Annotated in this window: 19 protein-coding genes; 9 read left to right on the top strand and 10 right to left on the bottom strand. The window is 57.5% G+C overall.

Translation table 11 applies throughout. The features are described 5' to 3' along the window. Positions 1–73 precede the first annotated feature (73 nt). The 3 genes from HWX89_RS03235 (at position 74) to HWX89_RS03225 (ending at position 4,285) form a co-directional block, all read left to right on the top strand. Positions 74–784: an ABC transporter ATP-binding protein gene (locus HWX89_RS03235; protein ID WP_138795267.1), complete on the top strand. Its 711-nt coding sequence runs from the start codon at positions 74–76 to the stop codon at positions 782–784. After that, positions 781–3,330, top strand: coding sequence for an ABC transporter permease (locus HWX89_RS03230; RefSeq protein WP_138795266.1), 2,550 nt, complete (start codon positions 781–783; stop codon positions 3,328–3,330). Before HWX89_RS03235 ends, HWX89_RS03230 begins: the two co-directional genes overlap by 4 nt. Positions 3,331–3,547: 217 nt before the next feature. After that, positions 3,548–4,285: a Bax inhibitor-1/YccA family protein gene (locus HWX89_RS03225; protein WP_138795265.1), complete on the top strand. Its 738-nt coding sequence runs from the start codon at positions 3,548–3,550 to the stop codon at positions 4,283–4,285. Positions 4,286–4,394: 109 nt separating this feature from the next. On the opposite strand, the gene HWX89_RS03220 is transcribed toward HWX89_RS03225, so the two are convergent. The 3 genes from HWX89_RS03220 to acnA form a co-directional block, all read right to left on the bottom strand. Next, complete coding sequence (locus HWX89_RS03220) at positions 4,395–4,787, bottom strand: DUF2794 domain-containing protein (RefSeq protein WP_138795264.1); 393 nt, start codon at positions 4,785–4,787, stop codon at positions 4,395–4,397. Between the two features lie 296 nt (positions 4,788–5,083). Next, positions 5,084–5,824 carry a DUF1223 domain-containing protein gene (locus HWX89_RS03215; RefSeq protein WP_138795263.1) on the bottom strand — a complete coding sequence of 247 codons (741 nt, stop codon included), beginning with the start codon at positions 5,822–5,824 and terminating at the stop codon, positions 5,084–5,086. Positions 5,825–6,025: 201 nt separating this feature from the next. After that, positions 6,026–8,719, bottom strand: a complete 2,694-nt coding sequence (acnA, locus tag HWX89_RS03210) for an aconitate hydratase AcnA (protein ID WP_138795262.1) — start codon at positions 8,717–8,719, stop codon at positions 6,026–6,028. Positions 8,720–8,991: 272 nt separating this feature from the next. Here acnA and ccmA point away from each other — a divergent pair, with 272 nt between their 5' ends. From ccmA to HWX89_RS03185, 5 genes are read left to right on the top strand one after another with little or no spacing between them, the layout of a single operon-like run. Then, positions 8,992–9,633 (top strand): heme ABC exporter ATP-binding protein CcmA, encoded by a 642-nt coding sequence (gene ccmA, locus HWX89_RS03205; protein WP_138795261.1) that lies wholly within the window; start codon positions 8,992–8,994, stop codon positions 9,631–9,633. Continuing rightward, on the top strand, positions 9,633–10,292 hold the full coding sequence (gene ccmB / locus HWX89_RS03200) for a heme exporter protein CcmB (protein ID WP_138795260.1): 660 nt from the start codon (positions 9,633–9,635) through the stop codon (positions 10,290–10,292). The genes ccmA and ccmB overlap by 1 nt, the downstream gene beginning before the upstream one ends. Positions 10,293–10,351: 59 nt before the next feature. Continuing rightward, the gene (locus HWX89_RS03195) at positions 10,352–11,113 is read left to right on the top strand and encodes a heme ABC transporter permease (protein ID WP_138795259.1); all 762 of its coding nucleotides are present in this window, start codon (positions 10,352–10,354) and stop codon (positions 11,111–11,113) included. Between the two features lie 4 nt (positions 11,114–11,117). Continuing rightward, entirely contained in the window at positions 11,118–11,291 is a 174-nt protein-coding gene (gene ccmD / locus HWX89_RS03190) for a heme exporter protein CcmD (protein ID WP_138795258.1), read from the top strand. After that, positions 11,288–11,887, top strand: coding sequence for a DsbE family thiol:disulfide interchange protein (locus HWX89_RS03185; protein ID WP_138795257.1), 600 nt, complete (start codon positions 11,288–11,290; stop codon positions 11,885–11,887). The genes ccmD and HWX89_RS03185 overlap by 4 nt, the downstream gene beginning before the upstream one ends. 21 nt (positions 11,888–11,908) lie before the next feature. On the opposite strand, the gene HWX89_RS03180 is transcribed toward HWX89_RS03185, so the two are convergent. The 7 genes from HWX89_RS03180 to HWX89_RS03150 all read right to left on the bottom strand — a co-directional run bounded on the left by HWX89_RS03180 (position 11,909) and on the right by HWX89_RS03150 (position 19,319). Next, positions 11,909–13,096, bottom strand: coding sequence for a GGDEF domain-containing protein (locus HWX89_RS03180; protein ID WP_178340605.1), 1,188 nt, complete (start codon positions 13,094–13,096; stop codon positions 11,909–11,911). Positions 13,097–13,219: 123 nt separating this feature from the next. Then, complete coding sequence (locus HWX89_RS03175) at positions 13,220–13,816, bottom strand: DUF2585 domain-containing protein (protein ID WP_138795256.1); 597 nt, start codon at positions 13,814–13,816, stop codon at positions 13,220–13,222. Beyond that, on the bottom strand, positions 13,813–14,463 hold the full coding sequence (locus HWX89_RS03170; RefSeq protein WP_138795255.1) for a septation protein A: 651 nt from the start codon (positions 14,461–14,463) through the stop codon (positions 13,813–13,815). Before HWX89_RS03170 ends, HWX89_RS03175 begins: the two co-directional genes overlap by 4 nt. Positions 14,464–14,465: 2 nt before the next feature. After that, positions 14,466–15,929: a signal recognition particle-docking protein FtsY gene (ftsY, locus tag HWX89_RS03165; RefSeq protein ID WP_138795254.1), complete on the bottom strand. Its 1,464-nt coding sequence runs from the start codon at positions 15,927–15,929 to the stop codon at positions 14,466–14,468. A 23-nt stretch (positions 15,930–15,952) separates the two neighbouring features. After that, the gene (mtaB, locus tag HWX89_RS03160; RefSeq protein WP_138795253.1) at positions 15,953–17,227 is read right to left on the bottom strand and encodes a tRNA (N(6)-L-threonylcarbamoyladenosine(37)-C(2))-methylthiotransferase MtaB; all 1,275 of its coding nucleotides are present in this window, start codon (positions 17,225–17,227) and stop codon (positions 15,953–15,955) included. Next, positions 17,224–18,126 (bottom strand): diaminopimelate epimerase, encoded by a 903-nt coding sequence (gene dapF / locus HWX89_RS03155; RefSeq protein ID WP_138795252.1) that lies wholly within the window; start codon positions 18,124–18,126, stop codon positions 17,224–17,226. Before dapF ends, mtaB begins: the two co-directional genes overlap by 4 nt. A 113-nt stretch (positions 18,127–18,239) precedes the next feature. Then, the gene (locus HWX89_RS03150) at positions 18,240–19,319 is read right to left on the bottom strand and encodes an MBL fold metallo-hydrolase (protein ID WP_138795251.1); all 1,080 of its coding nucleotides are present in this window, start codon (positions 19,317–19,319) and stop codon (positions 18,240–18,242) included. Positions 19,320–19,647: 328 nt separating this feature from the next. Here HWX89_RS03150 and ffh point away from each other — a divergent pair, with 328 nt between their 5' ends. Beyond that, positions 19,648–21,216, top strand: a complete 1,569-nt coding sequence (ffh, locus tag HWX89_RS03145; RefSeq protein WP_138795250.1) for a signal recognition particle protein — start codon at positions 19,648–19,650, stop codon at positions 21,214–21,216.

Raw genomic sequence — 21,216 nt, 5'->3', positions numbered from 1 at the left:
TTCGCATTACTCGAAATTCCGTCTGGGTCCGCACCGCCAGACCGCTTTATCATCCTATATAGGAACGCGAATTGTGACGAAAAGCATCATAGAGCTCAAGAAAGCCGACCTCACCCTGGGCAATGCCGCCGCCTCCGTTCACGTTCTCAAGAACATCGACCTGACGATCGGCGAAAGCGAGGCCGTCGGCATCGTCGGTCCTTCGGGTTCGGGTAAATCAACTTTGCTGATGGTGCTTGCCGGCCTGGAAAGGCTGGACAGCGGCGAAATCATTATCGCCGACACGGCACTGCACAAATTGAGCGAAGATGCGCTGGCGGACTTCCGCGGCCGCAATATCGGCATCGTGTTCCAGTCGTTTCATCTGATCGCCAATATGACCGCCCTCGAAAACGTTGCCGTTCCGCTGGAACTGGCAAATGTGCCAAACCCTTTTGATATTGCCAGACGCGAACTTGTCGCCGTTGGTCTCGGTGAGCGCCTGAACCACTATCCAGGCCAGCTTTCGGGTGGCGAGCAGCAGCGTGTCGCCATCGCCCGTGCACTGGCTCCTTCGCCAGCCGTCCTGATCGCCGACGAACCGACAGGTAATCTTGATACGGAGACCGGAAAACAGATCGCCGACCTTCTGTTCGCCAAACAGGCCGAACGTGGCATGACCATGATCCTCGTTACCCATGACCCATCCCTTGCTGCGCGCTGCTCGCGCCAGATCAAGGTGCGCTCCGGCCAGATCGAAGGCGACAGCGCCAAGGCAAAAGCCACTGAAAAGGTCATGGCATGATCCCGTCGGCTGCGCACATTCAGAATGCATTGCGGCTTGCCCGACGCGAAATTCGCGGCGGTCTGCGAGGTTTTTACATTTTCCTGGCCTGTATAGCGCTCGGAACGGGCGCGATTGCTGCGGTGAATTCCGTTTCCCGCGCCGTGACCGATGCAATCGCTACACAGGGGCAGTCCATTTTGGCTGGCGATGTCCGCTTCGAACTGCGCAACCGCGAAGCGAGCGACGAAGAACGAGCCTATCTCGGCACTCTCGGTCAGGTCGCCATTTCCACGGGATTGCGGTCGATGACACGTCTGGCAGACGGTTCCGCCCAGACTTTGACTGAAGTGAAAGCTGTCGACGGCGCCTATCCGCTTTACGGCAGCTTTGCCGCTGATCCGGCCCGCCCGCTTCCGGAACTTCTCGAAAAGAATGGCGACACCTATGGCGCCGTCGTTGCGCCACTTCTGCTTGAACGCCTTGGCATCAAGGTCGGCGACGAGGTCCTGCTCGGCAACGTCAAACTGAAGGTAACAGGCACTGTTGTGGATGAACCGGACGCGCTTTCCGATGGTTTCGGTTTCGCGCCGCGCTTGATGCTCAGCCGCGATGCACTGTTTGCATCCGGCCTTATCCAGACCGGCAGCCTTGTCGAGCATGCCTACAAGATCAGGCTGAATGACCTTTCCAAACGAGCGACGATTACCGAAGATACCAACAAGACCTTCCCCAATGCGGGCTGGTCCATTCGCACCAGCGATCGTGCCGCACCTTCCCTGACCGAAAACGTCAATCGCTTCTCCCAGTTTCTCACATTGGTCGGACTGACAGCCCTCATCGTCGGGGGCGTTGGCGTGGCGAATGCCGTGCGGGCGTTTCTCGATTCAAAACGCACCACGATCGCATCCCTGAAATGCCTTGGCGCACCCGCCTCGGTGGTGACGATGACCTATCTCTTCCAGATCGTCTTCATTGCAACTGTCGGCATCATGGTCGGGCTTGCCTTCGGCGCAATCGCCCCATTGGTTGCAATGCGTTTTCTGGAAGGTGTGCTCCCTGTCCCTGACGGTCTGGCCTTTTATCCGAAGGCGCTCGGGCTCGCCGCCCTGTTTGGCATCCTGACGACGCTTGCCTTCGCGATTTTGCCGCTCGGCCACGCGCGCGAAGTTCCAGCGACGGCACTCTTTCGCGAACAGAGCTTCGATGAGAGCCGGTGGCCGTCCTGGCCCTATATCGCGTCAACTGGCCTGCTTCTCGCGACACTTGCTGCTCTTGCAATCTTTTCGGCGGAAGACCGCTTCATTGCATCGGTGTTCCTGGCAGCAGTCGCATTCGCATTCGTTGTCCTGCGCGCCGTGGCAGCAGGCGTGAAGGCGATCGCCAAACGGAGCCCGCGTGTCCATTCCGCTGCATTGCGCCTTGCAATCGGCAACATTCATCGGCCCGGCGCCCTGACACCCTCCGTGGTTCTCTCGCTGGGACTTGGCCTGACGCTGCTGGTCACGCTTACACTGATAGACGGCAACTTGCGGCGCGAATTGACTGGCAGCCTGCCGGAACGGGCTCCGAATTTCTTTTTCGTCGATATTCAGGGAACCGAACTGCAGGGCTTTCGCGACCTTCTCAAACGGGAAGCTCCCGAAGGCAATCTTACTGAAGTCCCGATGCTGCGCGGCCGCATCCTGGCCCTGAACGGTCAGGACGTGACGAAGATGGAAGTTCCGCCTTCCGGACGCTGGGTTTTGCGTGGTGATCGCGGCATCACCTACGCCGAGGACCTGCCGGAAAACGCAGAACTGACGGAAGGAACATGGTGGAACAAGGACTACAGCGGGGAACCGCTGGTATCGTTCGCAGCCGAGGAAGCGGGTGAACTGGGTCTCAAGATAGGCGATACCGTTACCGTCAACGTTCTTGGCCGCAGCATCACGGCAAAGATCGCCAATCTGCGCAACGTCGAGTGGGAATCCCTGTCGATCAACTTCGTCATGGTCTTTTCCCCAAACACCTTCCGCGGTGCGCCACATGCCTGGCTTGCCACGCTCGCCGACCCCTCTGCAACGCCTGAGCGTGAGGGGCAGATATTACGTGCTGTTACCAACGCCTATCCAACGATCACCAGCGTTCGCGTGAAGGATGCGCTTGATGTGGTCGACAAGCTCGTCGGTCAGCTTGCCACGGCCATCCGTGCCGCGGCCGCCGTTGCTCTCGTTGCTTCGGTGCTCGTTCTTGCCGGAGCACTGGCGGCAGGAAATCGCGCCCGGACGCATGATGCCGTTATCCTGAAAACCCTGGGCGGCACACGTTCAATGCTGATCCGCGCTTTTTCTTACGAATATATGATCCTCGGCCTTGCCACTGCGGTCTTTGCACTTCTCGCAGGCGGTGTCTCCGCGTGGTTCGTGATCGCCCGCATCATGAAACTGCCCTCGAGCTTTTTGCCTGACGTGGCGGTTGGCACGCTCATTGTTGCCCTCGTCATGACGGTTGGCATCGGGCTTGCCGGAACGTGGCGTATTCTCGGCCAGAAGGCAGCGCCGATTTTGCGTCAGGCAGGGGAGTGATTGTGAATCTGCGGCGCTTAACTTTAGCGATTAATTCTTTGTAATAATCGCCAAAACGTGAGCGATTTTCGCGTCTATGGTGTCTTTTCGGTCGCAAAAGGTCTTGTATCGAACACGTTCTGCCATCATATTCTGAGGTAGGCTTGCTGTGGCTCCGCAGCGGCGCCAGGGAGCGATCCCGACACCGTAGCAATCACGGAGCTCAAAAGAGGAAACAATGGCTGACTTCAACAACTACCAGAACCGCATGGCGCAGAACCGTGCACAGACTGGTGCGATGATCGATGAAGGTCTCCGCACCTACATGCTTAAGGTTTACAACCTTATGGCGCTGGCTCTGGTCATCACCGGCATCGCGGCCTTCGGCACCTATACGCTGGCTGCCTCGAACCCGGCTTTCGCCCAGATGCTTTACGCGTCCCCGCTTCGCTGGGTCGTTATGCTTGCACCGCTGGCGCTGGTCTTCTTCCTTAGCTTCCGCATCCAGAACATGAGCGTTTCTGCTGCCCAGACGACCTTCTGGGTCTATGCGGCGCTGATGGGTGTATCGCTGTCGTCGATCTTCCTGGTCTTCACCGGCCAGAGCATCGTTCAGACGTTCTTCGTCACGGCTGCTTCGTTCGGCGCTCTGTCGCTTTACGGCTACACCACGAAGAAGGATCTTTCCGGTCTCGGCTCGTTCCTGATCATGGGTCTGTTCGGTCTCATCATCGCTTCGATCGTCAACATCTTCCTCGCTTCCTCTGCTCTGCAGTTCGCGATTTCCGCAATCGGCGTACTGATCTTCGCAGGCCTGACCGCCTACGACACGCAGAAGATCAAGGAAATGTACTTTGATGGCGACGACGTTGCCGTGGCTGGCCGCAAGGCAATCATGGGTGCGCTGACACTCTACCTCGACTTCATCAACCTCTTCACGTTCCTGCTGCAGTTCCTCGGGAACCGCGACGACTAAGGAACCCCGTTGAGGTTCGACATAAGAAAGGCGGCCAAATGGCCGCCTTTTTCGTTTGCACGTTTCGTTGCGAACGCAGACCCAGTCCTCTGACGAGGAACAGGTGATCTCATTCAATCAGTTTCAGAACCTTGTCGAAAACCTTGAGAACCTGTGGCAGTTCATGCCCGCGCTTGAGAATGCGTCCATCCGTATTCAGAACGCAGTAGGCTCCCTGTTTCGCCGCTAGCTTCGGATTTTTCTCGATGCGGTAAAGCGGCATCTCACCAGAGCGCTTGAAGACCGAGAACACTGCCTTTTCCTTCAGGTGGTCTATGGCATAATCTCGCCACTCACCTTCACCAACCATGCGCCCGTATATGCGCAGGATCGCATCCAGTTCACGTCTATGGAACGTAACCGGTAAGGGGTCCTTGTCTCGCTTGTATTCACGAAGATCGATGACGGTGGAATTGTCACGTGCGCTGGCCTGCACCTGCTGCACATCCGGTTGATCGGTCATCCAGTACCTCCGATTCCACCCAATCTCATGGCTCAATGTGAAGCCGCTGGCGTGAAATTGCAAGTCTTGGCCATTTCACGGTACGTTTGACAGCGAAATACCTTGAAACCACGGTAACCATTTAGGCAGGCAATTTGGTACCTGCTGCCGTATTTCGGTCAAATCATGGCCCGAATTGGGTGGAATAGTTTTATCGTCAATTGATGCCTAGGCACCAAGATGACCCGGTCCGGTGCATTGACCCTTTACCCCCAGCCCCCAATGCCCGGATCGGATCTCCAATCGCCCAGAGGCGATTATGGTGTTTCGTCTCCCATCAGCATGCTCGCGCCAACGATCGCTGCCGGATCGCCGTTCGCATTCGCCGTCTGCAGCAGAACGGCGCACCCGCCTTTCTTGACCTTGGCAACGACGCTGGCTGGAAGCTTGACCGTCATTGGTGAACCATCCCACATGCCGACCGTCTGAACATCGTAGACACTGTGCCAATAGGACATTTTCTTGCCCTGGTTTTCACCCTTCTGCACATCCACCGTTTGCTCGCGGGTGAAGTAGGCGACCACGACATCGGCCTTGCCACTGCCGGCACCAATATCGATCTCCACCTCATCTCCAGCGAATTTTGAGCTGACAGGCACGGTCAGACCAGCACCGGTGCGCTTGAATGCGTCAAGCTTGTCGTAGATGCCGGCAACATCAGCGCCTTTGACGTGATCGCGACCGTTCAGGATTGCCTGCGGGGTGTAGACGCCGTTGCGCCCAAGTGCTCGCATATAGCCGTATTGCCGCTCGGTATTCTCCTTCGATGCCAGTGAATCCGTCCAGCCAAGGTAATTCCAGTAATCGACATGGTAGGAAAGACCAACCACATCACCTTTACGGATCATCTTGCGCAATGCCTCATCGGCAGGGGGGCAGGATGAGCAGCCTTGCGATGTGAACAACTCGACGACGCCCTTCACCGCCTCCTGCGCATGCGCAGAGGTGACCATCAGCGTCCCGAGAACACAGAGCGAAAGGCGGAATTTCAACGGCATTACGAAAACCTCTATCCGGACGAATATCCAGACGAATTGATGCGATCAATATGTGTCGGGATGCAAGCCGGAAAATAACGTCGAACGACCTTCAATAGAAAGTCACGAAGGGGTGAGCGCTCTTCACAAATTACGTGCCCCTGCAAACATGAAAAAACGCCGGGATGTCTCCCGGCGTTTCTCGTATCGGTGCCTTGTTGATCAGGCTGCCAGATCGCGAAGAACGGTCTGCAGAATGCCACCGTTGTTCATGTAGATAACTTCGTCCAGTGTATCGATACGGCAAAGAAGTGGAACGTCCTTCACCGTACCGTCGCTGTAGGTGATCTTGGCGATCTTCTTTTCACGCGGCTTGATCTCGCCTTCCAGACCGTCAATCTCGACGATTTCATCGCCCTTGAGATTGAGACTTGCCCAGGTCGTGCCTTCCTCGAAGACGAAGGGAACCACACCCATGCCGACCAGGTTCGAACGGTGAATACGCTCAAACGACTGGGCGATGACGGCTTTCACGCCGAGCAGGTTGGTACCCTTGGCGGCCCAGTCACGGGACGATCCGTTGCCGTATTCGACACCGGCGAAGATGACGAGTGGCACACCCTCTTCCTTGTACTTCATGGCAGCGTCGTAGATCGACATCTCTTCCTTGGATGGATAGTGGATCGTGTATCCGCCTTCCTTGCCGTTCGGACCGAGCATGTGGTTGCGGATGCGGATATTGGCAAAGGTGCCGCGCATCATCACTTCATGGTTGCCACGACGCGTACCGTACTGATTGAAGTCGGCAACGCCCACTCCATGCTCCGTCAGGTAGGCACCGGCTGGCGAGGCTGCCTTGATCGAACCGGCCGGAGAGATGTGGTCGGTGGTAATCTTGTCGCCGAACAGGCCAAGCACGCGCGCGCCCTTGATGTTCTTCAGACCGGAGCCGGTCTTACCCATGCCAACAAAGTAAGGCGGGTTCTGAACGTAGGTCGACTGGTCATCCCAAGCATAGGTCTGACCCGCAGGTACCTGCACGGCCTGCCAGTTTTCATCGCCCTTGAACACGTCGGCATATTTGGTTTCGAACAGTTCACGCGTGACATATTTCTGGATGAAGGACTGAACTTCCGTCGACGTCGGCCAGATGTCCTTGAGGAAAACGGGATTCCCGTCCTTGTCCTCGCCAAGCGGCTCCTTGGTCAGATCCTTCTGCACCGTGCCAGCCAGCGCATAGGCGACGACGAGCGGCGGAGACGCCAGATAGTTCGCCTGAACATCAGGCGAGATACGGCCTTCGAAGTTACGGTTTCCGGAAAGAACACCCGCGGTGATCAGCCCCTTATCGTTGATCGTCTTGGAGATCGGAGCCGGCAGCGGACCGGAGTTGCCGATGCAGGTGGTGCAGCCGAAGCCAACGAGATTGAAGCCGAGCGCATCGAGGTCAGTCTGCAGACCGGACTTGGCGAGATATTCGGCAACGACCTGCGACCCGGGGGCAAGAGACGTCTTGACCCAAGGCTTGGACTGCAAGCCCTTGGCCGCGGCATTGCGGGCCAGGAGACCTGCAGCAATCAGCACCGAGGGGTTCGAGGTGTTGGTGCAGGAGGTGATGGCAGCAATCGCCACATCGCCATGACCGAGATCGAAATCCGTGCCCTCGACGGCATAACGCGCGTCAATCTGACCGGGCTTCTTGTAGTCGTTTTCGAGTGCCGTAGCGAAGTTCGGCGCGATGGTCTCGAGCGGCAGACGCCCTTCCGGGCGCTTCGGGCCGGCCATGGACGGCACGACATCGCCAAGATCGAGTTCCAGCGTATCGGTGAAAACGAGGTCGGAACCATCATTGTCGCGCCACATGCCCTGTGCCCTGGAATAGGCTTCGACCAGGGCGATGCGCTCCTTGGTGCGGCCAGACATGTTGAGGTAGTTCAGCGTCTCTGCGTCAACCGGGAAGAAACCGCAGGTCGCGCCATATTCCGGACCCATGTTGCCGATCGTGGCACGGTCGGCGACAGGCATGTTGTCCATGCCAGGACCGAAGAATTCCACGAACTTGGAAACAACGCCCTTCTTGCGCAGCATCTGCACAACGGTCAGCACGAGGTCGGTCGCAGTAACGCCTTCCTTCAGCTTGCCGGTCAACTTGAAGCCGATGACTTCAGGCAGCAGCATCGATACCGGCTGGCCGAGCATGGCAGCTTCCGCTTCGATACCGCCAACGCCCCAACCCAGAACGCCAAGACCGTTGATCATGGTCGTGTGGCTATCGGTTCCGACGCAGGTATCCGGATAAGCGAAGGTTTCGCCGTCTTCTTCCTTCGTCCAGACGGTCTGGCCGAGATACTCGAAGTTGACCTGGTGACAGATGCCGGTGCCAGGCGGCACGACGCGGAAATTCTTGAACGCCTGCTGGCCCCATTTCAGAAAGCGGTAGCGCTCGCCATTGCGCTGATATTCAAGCTCGACGTTGCGTGCGAAAGCCTGCGGTGTACCAAACTCATCGACGATCACGGAATGGTCGATAACAAGGTCGACGGGAACGAGCGGATTGATCTTTTCCGGGTCGCCACCCAGCGCCTTGATACCGTCGCGCATTGCCGCAAGGTCAACCACAGCGGGAACGCCGGTAAAGTCCTGCATCAGCACGCGCGCCGGGCGGTAGGCGATTTCGTTTTCGGTCAGGCCCTTGTTGTCGAGCCATTCGGCGACAGCGAGGATATGCTGCTTGGTTACCGACTGACCGTCTTCGAAACGCAGCAGGTTTTCCAACAGGACTTTCATGGAATAGGGCAGCTTGGAGACGCCCTTCAAGCCGTTGGCTTCAGCCTTCGGAAGGCTGAAATAGACATAGTCCTTACCGTCAACGGTAAGGACAGAGCGACACTGGAAACTGTCAAGAGATTTGGCCACGGATAAAACCCCGCTTCCTCTGATAGCCAACACGCGCGTGCGGACACCCGTGCATCAAAGTGCACATCAGGATGCGGGTACGGCCATTTCCGCTGTCCGCACGTGAAAGTCGCATTTTGCAACATTCAGGTCCGGCGCTATATGGTGATCACGCCGGCCGCTGGCGTGGTTGATATCCATATAGATAATTTCTCCGAAACGTGCCAGACCGGAAGCAGTGCTAAATCGATTTTTTTATATCGGATGACCAAAATCTTGAACGAGACCGGACCATGCTGCTGACTGCGGAAAACCTCAGCGCCCGGCGCGGGGAAGATTTCATATTTATGAATATTTCCCTCAAGTTAGTGTCCGGAGACGCCCTTATCCTGACCGGACCGAATGGCTCGGGAAAATCCACGTTACTGCGTGTTCTGGCCGGACTTTTCAGCGCCGAATCGGGCTCCATAAAAATAGCCGGCGAAGGAGTTCCACAAGACGCTCGCCCATCGGAAGCAAGCCACTACCTTGGTCATCGCAACGCGATGAAACAGGAGCTCACGGTCTCTGAAAACCTCCACTTCTGGAAGGACTTTCTGGGCGATTTCAGTGGCGGCACGTCACTGGACATTGGCGAAGCCGCCGAGGCTGTCGGTCTTGCCGGTATTACCCATCTGCCATTCGGTTATCTCTCGGCCGGCCAGCAACGACGCTTTGCCATGGCGAAGTTGCTGATCGCCTGGCGCCCCATCTGGATATTGGACGAACCAACCGCTGCCCTCGATGCCAGCGCAGACCGAATGTTCACGGGACTGGTCAAAGATCATCTCGGCAAGGACGGTATTATCATCGCTGCCACGCACCAGCCCCTTGGGCTCGACCATGCCCAGGAACTGAAAATGACGGGATTTTCCGGAACGGAGCTGACCTGGTGATGACCGCCCTTTTCTTTCGCGACATGAAACTTTCCATTCGCGCCGGCGGCGGCGCACTGATCGGCGTGCTGTTCTTCCTCACCGTGGTTGCCGTCATTCCCTTCGGCGTTGGACCGGACCTCAACCTTCTGTCGCGTATCGGGCCAGCCATTGTCTGGATCGGTGCGTTGCTGGCAGCCCTTCTCGGTCTTGACCGTTTGTTTCAGGCAGAACGCGACGATGGCTCTCTCGACCTTTTGCTGATGCATGAAAACCCTTTGGTGCTGACGGTGTTCGTAAAATGCCTCGCTCACTGGACGGCAACCAGTCTGCCGCTCGTGATTGCCTCACCATTGCTCGGCCTGTTCATGAACATGAGCGAAGTGGCAATCGGTGCGGTCATGGTGACCCTGCTTGTCGGCTCTCCCGCGCTGACCTTCATTGGTGCGGTTGGAGCCGCTGTTGCCGTTGCGCTGCCGCGCGGTGGACTTCTCGTCTCCATCCTCGTATTGCCGCTGGCGATTCCTGTGTTGATTTTCGGCGTCAGCGCATCCTATGCCGCTGTTCAGGACCCGGCACCGTTCATGCCGCCGTTTCTCATTCTTTGCGCGATCACGTTATTTTCAGCCGTCATCGGCCCTTTCTTTGCCGCGTTGGCGCTGCGCAATGCTATGGATTGAACCGCCGCCATTGACAGGGATCAATTGCGGCAAAAGCCTTCTCGGGTTACAGAAAAACCATGAACCAACAGACTTTCGTCATCACCAAGTTCAGCGACCTTGCCAACCCTACCCGGTTTCTGGCGCTGGCAGCCCGTATCCTTCCGTGGCTTGCGACCTTGTCGGCACTCTGTCTTGCCGCTGGCCTCTACATGGCCTTTACGACTGAAGGGGACTATCAGCAGGGTTATACCGTTCGCATCATGTATGTTCATGTGCCTGCGGCTTGGCTGTCGATGATGTGTTACACGGTCATGGCGCTGTCGGCGATCGGCACCTTGGTCTGGCGCCACCCCTTGGCCGACGTCAGCCATAAGGCAGCTGCGCCCATTGGTGCCGCATTCACGCTGATCGCTCTCGTCACGGGCTCTCTCTGGGGCAAACCCATGTGGGGTACATGGTGGGTCTGGGATGCACGACTGACATCCGTCTTCGTCCTGTTTTTGATGTATCTGGGGCTGATCGCGCTCAATCGCGCTATGGATGATCCTTCGAGGGCTGCGCGTCTAAGCGCTGTCCTGATCCTTGTCGGCTTCGTGAATATCCCCATCATCAAGTTTTCGGTTGAATGGTGGAACACACTTCACCAGCCAGCCAGCGTCATTCGCATGGGCGGCTCCGCAATCGATCCGACGTTCCTCTGGCCGCTTTTGACCATGGCCATCGGTTTCACCCTGTTGTTCTTCACGTTGCACATCGCCGCCATGCGCAACGAAATCTGGCGGCGCCGTGTTGCTGCCCAGCGACGCCTTGCAGCCCGCATGGTCAATCGGGAAGGATGAGGCAATGACACACACCTTCTATATTGGCATGTCCTATGCGGCGACTGGCCTTGTGGTTGTTGGCCTTATCATCTGGGTGATTGCAGATGGCAAAGGACGCCAGCGAGAACTGAGGGAACTGGAAGCGGCAGGTGTTCGCCGCAGATCAAAAACCGCGCCCGCGAGCGACGCATCATGACAAACGTCGACCAGGATACCAAACCGCGACCAAAGAGCCGGTCACGCTACGTGCTGGCACTTCTACCCTTGTTACTGTTTGGCGGTTTCGCGCTCGTCGCAGGCAAAATGCTCTATGATCAGGATGTCAATGGCCTGGATGTCAGCGCCATTCCGTCCGCCCTGATCGGCACCAAGGCACCAACGCTCGCCTTGCCTCCGCTGGAAGGGGCAAACGTTCAGGCTTTGACTGATGCGGCCATCAAAGGAAAGCTGACGCTCGTCAACGTTTTCGCATCCTGGTGCATCCCCTGTCGACAGGAACATCCGATTCTGGAAGAACTGTCGCAAGACGGACGCATCAGCATTGTCGGCATCAATTACAAGGATAAGTCCGACAACGCCCTGCGCTTCCTCGGCGAACTCGGCAATCCCTATTCGGCAATTGGCATTGACCCCAACGGCAAGGCAGCGATTGACTGGGGCGTGTACGGCATTCCTGAAAGCTATCTCGTCGCTGCCGATGGCACGATCCTCTATAAAAAGGTCGGCCCTTTCGATGCACAGAGCCTGCAGCAAGGTCTTTTCCCAGCCATCGAAGCGGCTGTCAAAAAGTAACGTTCCGCAGCTTATCGGCGCCTATTGATTCTTGGAGATGATCCGGATTGTCTGCGGCGCCGCTGCGGGCGGATGCTCACCTTCGAGCACCACCTGATCACGCCCGCCTCTCTTGGCAGCATAGAGGCTGTCGTCAGCACGCTTGATGGCATCGTGAATGGAGTGGTCACCACGCGCAACGGCCGACACCCCGAAGCTTGCCGTGATCCTGGTTGAAATCCCCCGGCTACTCCAGTCAATTCCGGCAAGTTCAGAACGCGCAGCTTCGGCAAAGGTGCCCGCCGTGTCAGCAGCACAATCCGGCAGGAAGGCGATAAATTCCTCTCCCCCAAAACGTGCAACCAGGCCATTGTCCGAAATCGTACGCTTCAGCAAGTCGGAGAGACCGATCAGAACGATATCGCCGGCGGCATGTCCAAAGCGATCGTTGATCTGCTTGAAATGATCGATGTCACAGGCGATTACCGCACCAACGGGCGCTCCTTCCCGGAAATCCGGAACGCGACGCTCGAAACCACGGCGGTTCAGCACATCCGTTAACGGATCATGTTCCGCGGCATGCAGATGCCTGTCCACAATGACAGATATCTGGCTTGCAAGGACGGCAAGCGCCATCAGAAAGCCGAAGATACTCGCAGCGACCTGCATATAGAAGGCATAATCGGACTCGAAGAATTCCCCCAGTTCGACCATGGTCCCGTGCGGGGTCATCACGATCAGCACAATGATCCTGAAAATGGTTTCAAGCACAACCAGCGACACAGCCGCCATCAAGACCTTGTCAGCCAATACCTGAGGGCGCTTTCGCACCATCCAGACAGGCCAGGCCAGCAATATGGCGACGACAGTATCACCAATCACCAGTTCGCGTTTCAGATCGGGTGTGACAAAGACATGGAAGGAAACGAGCACGAAAGCCAGGAAGACGATGGACAGCCGGGCTTTCGTGTAGGTTGGCCGCTGGAAATGCACCAGCAAAGCATGGCCGTAAAAGAAGAAGGCGGAGAAAAACAGAAGGTTGGAAAGAATGGCTTGCACTTCGAACGGCAAGGCACCCAGCACCAAAGGTGTCGCAAAACCGGCGCAAGCCGAAAGATAGCCGATACCCCAGTACAACGACGAGGCATGACCGATCCTCTGAAGGAACAGAAATATCACGCCGAATGTCAGCATGATGAAAGGAAGCAGGTAGGCGAAATTATCTTGCAACGTCTTCTGCCCGAAACCAGTATCTTGGGTTTGAAACCAAGGAAGCTATCAGGTGCCAGTTAAGAAAACCTGCCCCATGCGGGAAGATCCGGCCCATTATGGCTCAAGGCGGGATCATACCATTCACATTTGCGGGAGCGCGCTCTGCCATTCCTTGATAGCCTCAACCGGCCAGACAAGCATGACGACATTGAGCGTCAGGTTATCGCGGATCAGCCAGCCAGTGAATATTTCGAAGAAAATGGCAATGATGACGGTCAGCCAGACCGGAACACGGGCCGCGAACAGAAAGCCGAGCGCCATGAAGATCGTGTCCATGGCAGAGTTCAAAATGCTGTCACCGGTGTAACCAAGCGCCATGGTCGCAGTACGATAACGATCAATGATAATAGGCGAGTTTTCGAGAATTTCCCACGCCGCCTCAACCAGAACCGCGAGCGAAAGCCGCATCATGAGCGGCTTCTTGCGAAACAGCAGCCAGGCGAACCAGTAGAACAGGAAGCCATGAATGATGTGCGAGGGAGTGTACCAATCAGCAAGATGTTGCGAATTTCCCGGCGTATTCACACCTGGCTCGAACAGCTTGATGTAACCGCACTCACAGATCGGAATGCGGCCCATGAAATAGAGAATGACTATCTGCAAAAGAAGAAGCCCGGCAGCAACACCAAACCACTTCAGCGCGCTCGAGCGGGAAGCCGGCATCTCCGCAACTGTCATTTGTCGTCCTTGTTCAGCGGCTCAAGCGAGTGACGCATGACGAGCGGCATCTGTGCCATGGTGAAGATGATCGTGATCGGCATGGTGCCCCACACCTTGAACGCGATCCAGGTGTCGGTGGTGAACATACGCCACACGACCTCGTTCAGTACCGCCAGGAACAGGAAGAACACGCCCCAGCGCAGGGTCAGCTTGCGCCAGCCTTCATCTGTCAACTTGAATGCCGAGTTGAAGACGTAACCCAGAAGCGACTGTCCGAAGAACAGCCCGCCCAAAAGGATAACGCCGAACAGCGCATTGACGATGGTCGGCTTCATCTTGATGAAGGTATCGTTCTGCAGCCAGAGCGTCAGGGCGCCAAACACCAGCACCACGATTCCGGAAATCAGCGGCATGATTGGCAGCTTGCGAGTCAGCAACCAGGAGATGCTCAACGCCAGCGCCGTGGCAATCATGAACAGGCCGGTGGCGATGAAAATCGGGCCGCCGAATTCCGTCAGGACCGGGAAATGCGTCGCAAGCCATTCACCACGCGAATTGGCAAAGAAGAAAACAAGCAGCGGGCCAAGCTCGAGCACAAATTTAAGCAGCGGGCTGATCTCCGCCACCATTTTTTCGCTTTCCTTGGAATTGCTTTCGATATCCATACTCAAACTCCCGCGATAGCCTTGGCGAAATCCTCCGCCTCGAACGGCTCCAGATCGTCCACGCCTTCGCCCACGCCGATGAAATAGACCGGCAGCTTGTGTTTTGCGGCAATGGCAACGAGGATACCCCCTCGGGCCGTGCCATCCAATTTTGTCATAATCAGGCCCGAAACGCCCGCGACGTTGCGGAAAATTTCCACCTGGTTCATGGCATTTTGACCGGTGGTCGCATCAAGCGTTTGAAGAACGGTGTGCGGCGCATCCGGATCGAGCTTGCCAAGCACGCGCACGATCTTCTCAAGCTCCGCCATCAGTTCGGCCTTGTTCTGCAAACGCCCGGCTGTGTCGATAATCAGCACGTCGCTCTTTTTCGCCAGCGCCTGCTCATATGCGTCGTAAGCGAGACCGGCGGCATCAGCACCGAGCTTGGTACCGATGAACTCCGAACCCGTGCGGTCGGCCCAGATCTTCAATTGTTCGATGGCAGCGGCTCTAAACGTATCGCCCGCCGCCAGCATGACCTTGAGGCCGGAGCCGGAAAGCTTGGCAGCCAGCTTGCCGATGGTCGTCGTTTTACCGGTGCCGTTGACACCCACGACCAGAATGACATGCGGCTTGTGAGAAATATCAAGCTCAAGCGGTTTGGCGACAGGGGCAAGAACCCTGGTAATCTCGCCGGCCATGATACGCGCCACGTCTTCGCCACTGACATCCTTGCCGTAACGCTCCGAAGACAGGGCACCGGTAATGCGCATGGCTGTCTCGACGCCGAGGTCAGACTGGATGAGCAGATCCTCAAGCTCATCAAGCGTGTCTTCGTCCAGCTTGCGCTTGGTGAAGAGTGCCGAAATCTGGCTTGTCAGCTGTGAAGAGGTGCGGGCAAGCCCGGCGCGCAGACGTTGAAACCAGGTCAGCTTGGCCGCCGGAGCAATGTCCACGGGTTCGACACGCTCGCTGGCCGACGAAAAACCCTTTGGCAGCGATGGCGCAACGGCCGGCAGAGAGGTCTCCTCGACTTCAGGCGTGTCATCGATATTGGTCTCTGGCGCCAGATCGGCGCTTTCAACAACCTCGACAGGCTGAACAACCTCGGGAAGCGGCTCGGGCTGGAGGGCTTCCTCTTCTGCCGCAGCCTCGGCCTCAAGCAGCGAAAGCGGCACCATGCCAATCTCACCAACCTGTTCGCTACCGGGCAGAATAGGCGCGTCCTCCTCCTCGGAAGCCGCCTCGTCTTCGTTCAAATCGACAGCGACGTCATCAGGTGAAGGGCCACCGGCTGTCTCCACCTCGACGGCAAGGACAGGATCATCCGCGAGCGGAGCGGTCGCTTCGGCTTCGTGCAGGACCTCTTCAAAGGATGAAAGCGCGTCATCTTTGGCGGGCGCGGAATCGTCGAGCGGCTTCTCGCCTGTCTCGGCCTTATCCTTACCGAATGAAAAGACTTTCTTGATGAAGCCGAGGGCCATGAGTGTTCCGTGTCTTGTGAGCGTCAGGCCGCGTTCGCAGCCAGAAGCTCCATGCTGAGATGTTTGCCGTTGTGGCCCGTAATCGCAACCTGCGCAAGCGTGCGCGGCATCAGTGCAGGTGCTTCGACGAGCGTGAAATTGTCGGTGTGGGCAAAACCGTTATTCTCCACGAGGATCGTCTGCACAGAACCGACCATAGTCTCGAGATGGGCATGCTTCAACGCCTCACCGCGTTCGCGCAGTCGGGCAGCCCGCTCCTTGATCAGGCCGCGATCAAGCTGCGGCATACGCGCCGCCGGCGTTCCGGGACGCGGGCTGTAGGGGAAAACATGCAGACTGGAAATCCCGCACTCTTCCGCAAGCGTTGCAGCGTTTTCCGCCATTTCTTCGGTTTCGGTCGGAAAACCCGCAATCATATCGGCCCCGAAGGCAATGTCTGGCCGGAGCGCCCGCACGTCGCGACAGAAACGGATTGCATCGTCGCGCAAATGGCGACGTTTCATACGTTTCAGGATCATGTCGTCGCCATGCTGTAGCGAAAGATGCAGGTGCGGCATGAAGCGCGGTTCGTCGGCAATCAGGTCCATCAGATGTTTGTCGGCTTCGATGCTGTCGATGGAGGAAAGCCGCAGGCGCAAGATTTCCGGCACCTGTTTCAAAAGTGTTTTCGCCAGATATCCGAGCGACGGCTCACCCGGCAGATCAGCGCCGTAACTGGTTGCATCTACCCCTGTCAGAACGATTTCGCGATAACCGCCTTCCGTCAGCTTGCGGGCCTGCTCCACCACCGCACCCATCGGCACGGATCGGGAGTTACCGCGACCATAGGGAATGATGCAGAAGGTGCAGCGATGATCACAGCCATTCTGCACCTGAATGAAGGCGCGCACATGCCCGTCAATATGCTTGACCATCTGCGGCGCGGTCGCCTTGATGCTCATGATATCATTGACGCGTAGCTTCTCTTCGGCCGAAACGCCAAAATCGGGAAGGGAGCGGTAAGAGGCGCTTTTCAGCTTCTCTTCGTTGCCAAGCACGGCATCGACTTCCGGCATGTCGGCAAAAGTCTGTTTTTCGGTCTGCGCGGCACAGCCTGTAACGATGATGCGTGCATGCGGGTTGTCGCGTCGCGCACGACGGATCGCCTGACGGGCCTGCCGTACGGCTTCGCCCGTGACAGCACAGGTATTGACGAGAACGGCATTGTTGAGCCCGGCCTTTTCGGCCTCCGCCCGCATCACTTCCGATTCATAGGTATTGAGACGGCAGCCGAAGGTTATGACCTCGACGCCGCTCATATCGCCCCCTGCTCGGCAGCGGCATCGCGTTGCCATGTACCCGCGGCAGGATCAACCGACCCCGACCATTCCCATTCAGCAGGACCTGTCATGATGACATGATTGTCTTCGCGCCATTCGATCGTCAGCGGCACACGGATCGGGCTGGAAGCGACATCGATGGTCACCGATTTTCCGGTACGACCTGTCCGGGCAGCCGACACCGCCGCAGCACACGCAGCCGAACCACAGGCAAGCGTAAGCCCTGCCCCACGCTCCCAGGTCCGCGTGCGCAGGGCGCTATCGGATATGACCTGCGCCAGCGTGATATTGGCCTTCTCAGGAAACATCGGGTGGTTTTCGAGAAGCGGCCCGATGCGCTCGAGATCGAAACTCATCGGATCGCGATCCACCCAGAACACGGCATGCGGATTGCCCATAGACATCACGGCAGGCGAATGCAGGATCGGGTTATCGATCGGTCCGATCTGCAATTCGATACGGCTTGTGTCGTGGAACTCTTCCGAAAGCGGAATATCCTGCCAGCGGAAACGCGGAAGCCCCATGTCAACGGAGATCATCCCGTCTTCATGTTCCACGGCATTGAGGATACCCGCGACCGTCTGGAAGGTGAAAACCTTCTTTCCTGTTTCCGAGGCCAGCGCCTGCACCACACAGCGCGTTCCGTTGCCGCAGGCCTGCGCCTTGGTCCCATCGCAGTTCAGAATATCGATATAGGCGTCCGTTCCACCTGTGCGCGGGTCGTGAATGGCCATGATCTGGTCGAACTGCGTCGCCGGATCGGCATTGAGCGCAACCGCAGCTTCAGCACTGACCATATCCTTGCGGCCGCGCATGTCGACAACCAGGATCTTGTTGCCAAGCCCGTTCATCTTTGCAAATTCGACCGTATCCGCCATCGTTCTGAACCTGAAAACCGCTTAAAATGGAGACGCGCACCGGATTGATCCGGTACTTTCGCCCTATATGGCGGAAAAGGCAGTAAATTACCAGACCGGGCGCACCGAAACGCCTAGGACGAGGTGACCGGCACATCGAACACTTCGCCGGGACGCATAGGCCGGAAACGACCGTCTGCAACCCCATGTTCGCTCAGTGCCGCCTTGAGGGCAATGACCGGTGCATCGATGGCTTCATCAGTGAGCTGAACCGTTCCCCAATGATGACCGCAGGCATAGGCAGCGCCGCAAATCTTCATGCCCTCGACTGCCTCTGCAGGGTTCTGGTGCTGGCCTTTCATGAACCAGCGCGGTTCGTATGCTCCGAAAGGCAGGTTGGCGAGACGGAAGCCGCCGTGCTTCTTGGCCATGGCATGATAGTTGAGACCATTATGAAAGCCGGTATCGCCAATGTGATAGATCTTGCCACCCGGCGTTTCGATGACGAAGGCCGCCCAGAGCGCCATACGCCGATCGTTCAGCCCGCGCGCTGACCAGTGATGGCAGGGCTCGAAGTGGATTTTCATATCCGGACCGACAGCAACAATATCGCCCCAGTCCCCCGTCGAAATCCGCGCAGCCTCGACGCGCGTACGGATGATCGCATCGTTTCCAAGCGGTGTGACAAACAGCGGCTTGTGGTTCACATGCAGTCGATGAAGCGTTTCAAGATCCATGTGGTCGTAGTGATTGTGCGTTATCAGCACCACATCGATCGGCGGCAAGTCCTCGAAACGGATACCGGGAGCATTGACGCGTTTTGGGCCAGCAAAACTGAAAGGGCTGGTGCGTTCCGACCAGACAGGATCGGCGAGAATGTTCAGCCCCGCCGTCTGAATGAGAAAGGAAGCGTGGCCGACGAAGGTAATGCGCAGATCCTTGCCCACGACCCGTTCGCTGGGTTTTGCCAGGGGAAAAGGGCTCGGATAGTCTTCCGGCCAGGTGGATTTCTGGCCGTTGAACCGCCATTTCATCAGATCGAGAAAACCGCCTGGCGGCGCACCGCCGGGATTGAAGAAACGCACACCATCGAAATGGTCGGACGCCGGACCGGAATAATAGGCGCCAGCATTGGAACGGCTGGCAAAAAGCCCGCCGCCTGCCAGAGCAAGCGTGCCGATTGCAGCAAGGCGGAAGAAGTTTCGACGTTTCATAACAAAAGCTATAAGAAGCCTCATGGCCGCGTTCAAGGCACATTGCGCCGCATAAATGCGCCCTCACGAAGTCGTCAATGCGGGCGCATGTCAGCTAAAATGCCTGCACGCCTTGACTTTCGCCCGGCTTTACTGTTTATCCGGCCCGATTAGCTGGCAGTTTCAAGACTCCAAGCCACCGACCGGGACCCGAAAAGGTATAAAGAGATCCCGGAGGTCAACACCCGACAGCGCGATGCGCCCTCGGGTGCTTTTTGGCTTTGCGTCTTGTTTTTGACAGCAAAAGCACCGACGTTTCGGAAACCCCGGAACGAAGAAGGAAAAGACGATGTTTGAAAGCCTCCAGGACCGCCTTGGCTCCATTTTGAATGGACTGACCGGCCGTGGCGCACTGACGGAAGCCGATGTTTCCGCAGCTCTGCGCGAGGTTCGCCGTGCGCTTCTTGAAGCAGACGTGGCGCTTGAAGTCGTTCGTTCCTTTACCGACAAGGTGCGTGAAAAAGCGGTTGGCGCAGCCGTCCTGAAATCCATCAAGCCTGGCCAGATGGTCGTCAAGATCGTTCATGACGAGCTTGTCGAAATGCTGGGCACAGAAGGCGTCTCCATCGACCTTCATGCCGCAGCCCCCGTCGTCATCATGATGGTGGGCCTTCAGGGCTCCGGTAAAACCACAACCACCGGCAAGATTGCCAAGCGCCTGACGGATCGCGAGAAGAAGAAGGTGCTGATGGCATCTCTCGACACGCGCCGCCCCGCCGCACAGGAACAACTCAGACAGCTTGGCGTCCAGACTGGCGTCGATACGCTGCCGATCATCGCCGGCCAGTCACCGACCGACATCGCCTCTCGCGCAGTACAGGCCGCAAAGCTTGGTGGCCATGATGTCGTGATCCTCGACACCGCAGGCCGCACCCACATCGACGAACCGTTGATGATGGAAATGGCCGAGATCAAGAAAAAGTCCAACCCGCACGAAATTCTGCTGGTAGCCGACAGCCTGACAGGTCAGGACGCCGTCAACCTCGCGCGCAATTTCGATGAGCGTGTCGGCATCACCGGTCTTGTCCTGACCCGTATGGATGGCGACGGTCGCGGCGGCGCGGCTCTGTCGATGCGCGCCGTTACCGGCAAGCCAATCAAGCTGATTGGTACCGGCGAGCGCATGGGCGAACTCGACGAGTTTCATCCACGCCGTATCGCCGACCGTATTCTCGGCATGGGCGACATCGTTTCGCTGGTCGAAAAGGCTGCGGAAAATATCGACGCCGAGAAGGCGCGGGCCATGGCCGAAAAAATGGCCAAGGGCAAGTTCGACCTGAACGACCTCGCCGACCAGCTTCGCCAGATGAAGAAGATGGGCGGCATGGGCGGCATCATGGGTCTGATGCCCGGCATGGCCGGCATGAAGGACAAGATGGCCTCCGCCGGTCTGAACGACAAGATGTTCGACCGCCAGATCGCCATCATCTCTTCTATGACCAAGGCAGAGCGCGCCAACCCGGATATTCTCAAGCATAGCCGCAAGAAGCGCATCGCCGCCGGTTCCGGAACCGACGCTGCCGAGATCAACAAGCTGCTCAAGATGCATCGCGGCATGGCCGACATGATGAAAGCCATGGGCGGCAAGGGCAAGGGCGGCATCATGAAACAGATGATGGGTGGCCTTGCGGGCAAGATGGGCCTCGGTGGAATGGGCGGTATGCCCGACCTGTCGAACATCGATCCCAAGCAGTTGGAAGCGCTGCAGAAACAGGCAGAAGCTGCGGGCCTCGGTAAGCCTGGCGCCATGCCGCCAGGTCTTGGACAGGGCTTGCCCGGCGGGCTTCCCGGCTTGGGCAGCAAACTGCCCGGTCTTGGTGGACTTCCGGGCCTGCCCGGTTTTCCGAAGAAGAAGTAA

It is taken from the genome of Rhizobium sp. RM (assembly GCF_013390595.1).
Classification (GTDB): Bacteria; Pseudomonadota; Alphaproteobacteria; order Rhizobiales; family Rhizobiaceae; genus Agrobacterium.
The sequence above is the reverse complement of the archived record's forward strand: the minus strand, read 5'-3'. Positions and strand labels throughout refer to the sequence as shown.

Coding starts and splice junctions, on each gene's coding strand:
- HWX89_RS03195 (WP_138795259.1), top strand. CDS start 10,352: ATGAACCAACAGACTTTCGTCATCACCAAGTTCAGCGACCTTGCCAAC.
- HWX89_RS03225 (WP_138795265.1), top strand. CDS start 3,548: ATGGCTGACTTCAACAACTACCAGAACCGCATGGCGCAGAACCGTGCA.
- HWX89_RS03185 (WP_138795257.1), top strand. CDS start 11,288: ATGACAAACGTCGACCAGGATACCAAACCGCGACCAAAGAGCCGGTCA.
- mtaB (WP_138795253.1), bottom strand. CDS start 17,227: ATGAGCGGCGTCGAGGTCATAACCTTCGGCTGCCGTCTCAATACCTAT.
- HWX89_RS03220 (WP_138795264.1), bottom strand. CDS start 4,787: ATGACCGATCAACCGGATGTGCAGCAGGTGCAGGCCAGCGCACGTGAC.
- HWX89_RS03175 (WP_138795256.1), bottom strand. CDS start 13,816: ATGACAGTTGCGGAGATGCCGGCTTCCCGCTCGAGCGCGCTGAAGTGG.
- HWX89_RS03150 (WP_138795251.1), bottom strand. CDS start 19,319: ATGAAACGTCGAAACTTCTTCCGCCTTGCTGCAATCGGCACGCTTGCT.
- ffh (WP_138795250.1), top strand. CDS start 19,648: ATGTTTGAAAGCCTCCAGGACCGCCTTGGCTCCATTTTGAATGGACTG.
- ccmB (WP_138795260.1), top strand. CDS start 9,633: ATGACCGCCCTTTTCTTTCGCGACATGAAACTTTCCATTCGCGCCGGC.
- HWX89_RS03215 (WP_138795263.1), bottom strand. CDS start 5,824: ATGCCGTTGAAATTCCGCCTTTCGCTCTGTGTTCTCGGGACGCTGATG.
- ftsY (WP_138795254.1), bottom strand. CDS start 15,929: ATGGCCCTCGGCTTCATCAAGAAAGTCTTTTCATTCGGTAAGGATAAG.
- dapF (WP_138795252.1), bottom strand. CDS start 18,126: ATGGCGGATACGGTCGAATTTGCAAAGATGAACGGGCTTGGCAACAAG.
- ccmD (WP_138795258.1), top strand. CDS start 11,118: ATGACACACACCTTCTATATTGGCATGTCCTATGCGGCGACTGGCCTT.
- HWX89_RS03230 (WP_138795266.1), top strand. CDS start 781: ATGATCCCGTCGGCTGCGCACATTCAGAATGCATTGCGGCTTGCCCGA.
- ccmA (WP_138795261.1), top strand. CDS start 8,992: ATGCTGCTGACTGCGGAAAACCTCAGCGCCCGGCGCGGGGAAGATTTC.
- HWX89_RS03170 (WP_138795255.1), bottom strand. CDS start 14,463: ATGGATATCGAAAGCAATTCCAAGGAAAGCGAAAAAATGGTGGCGGAG.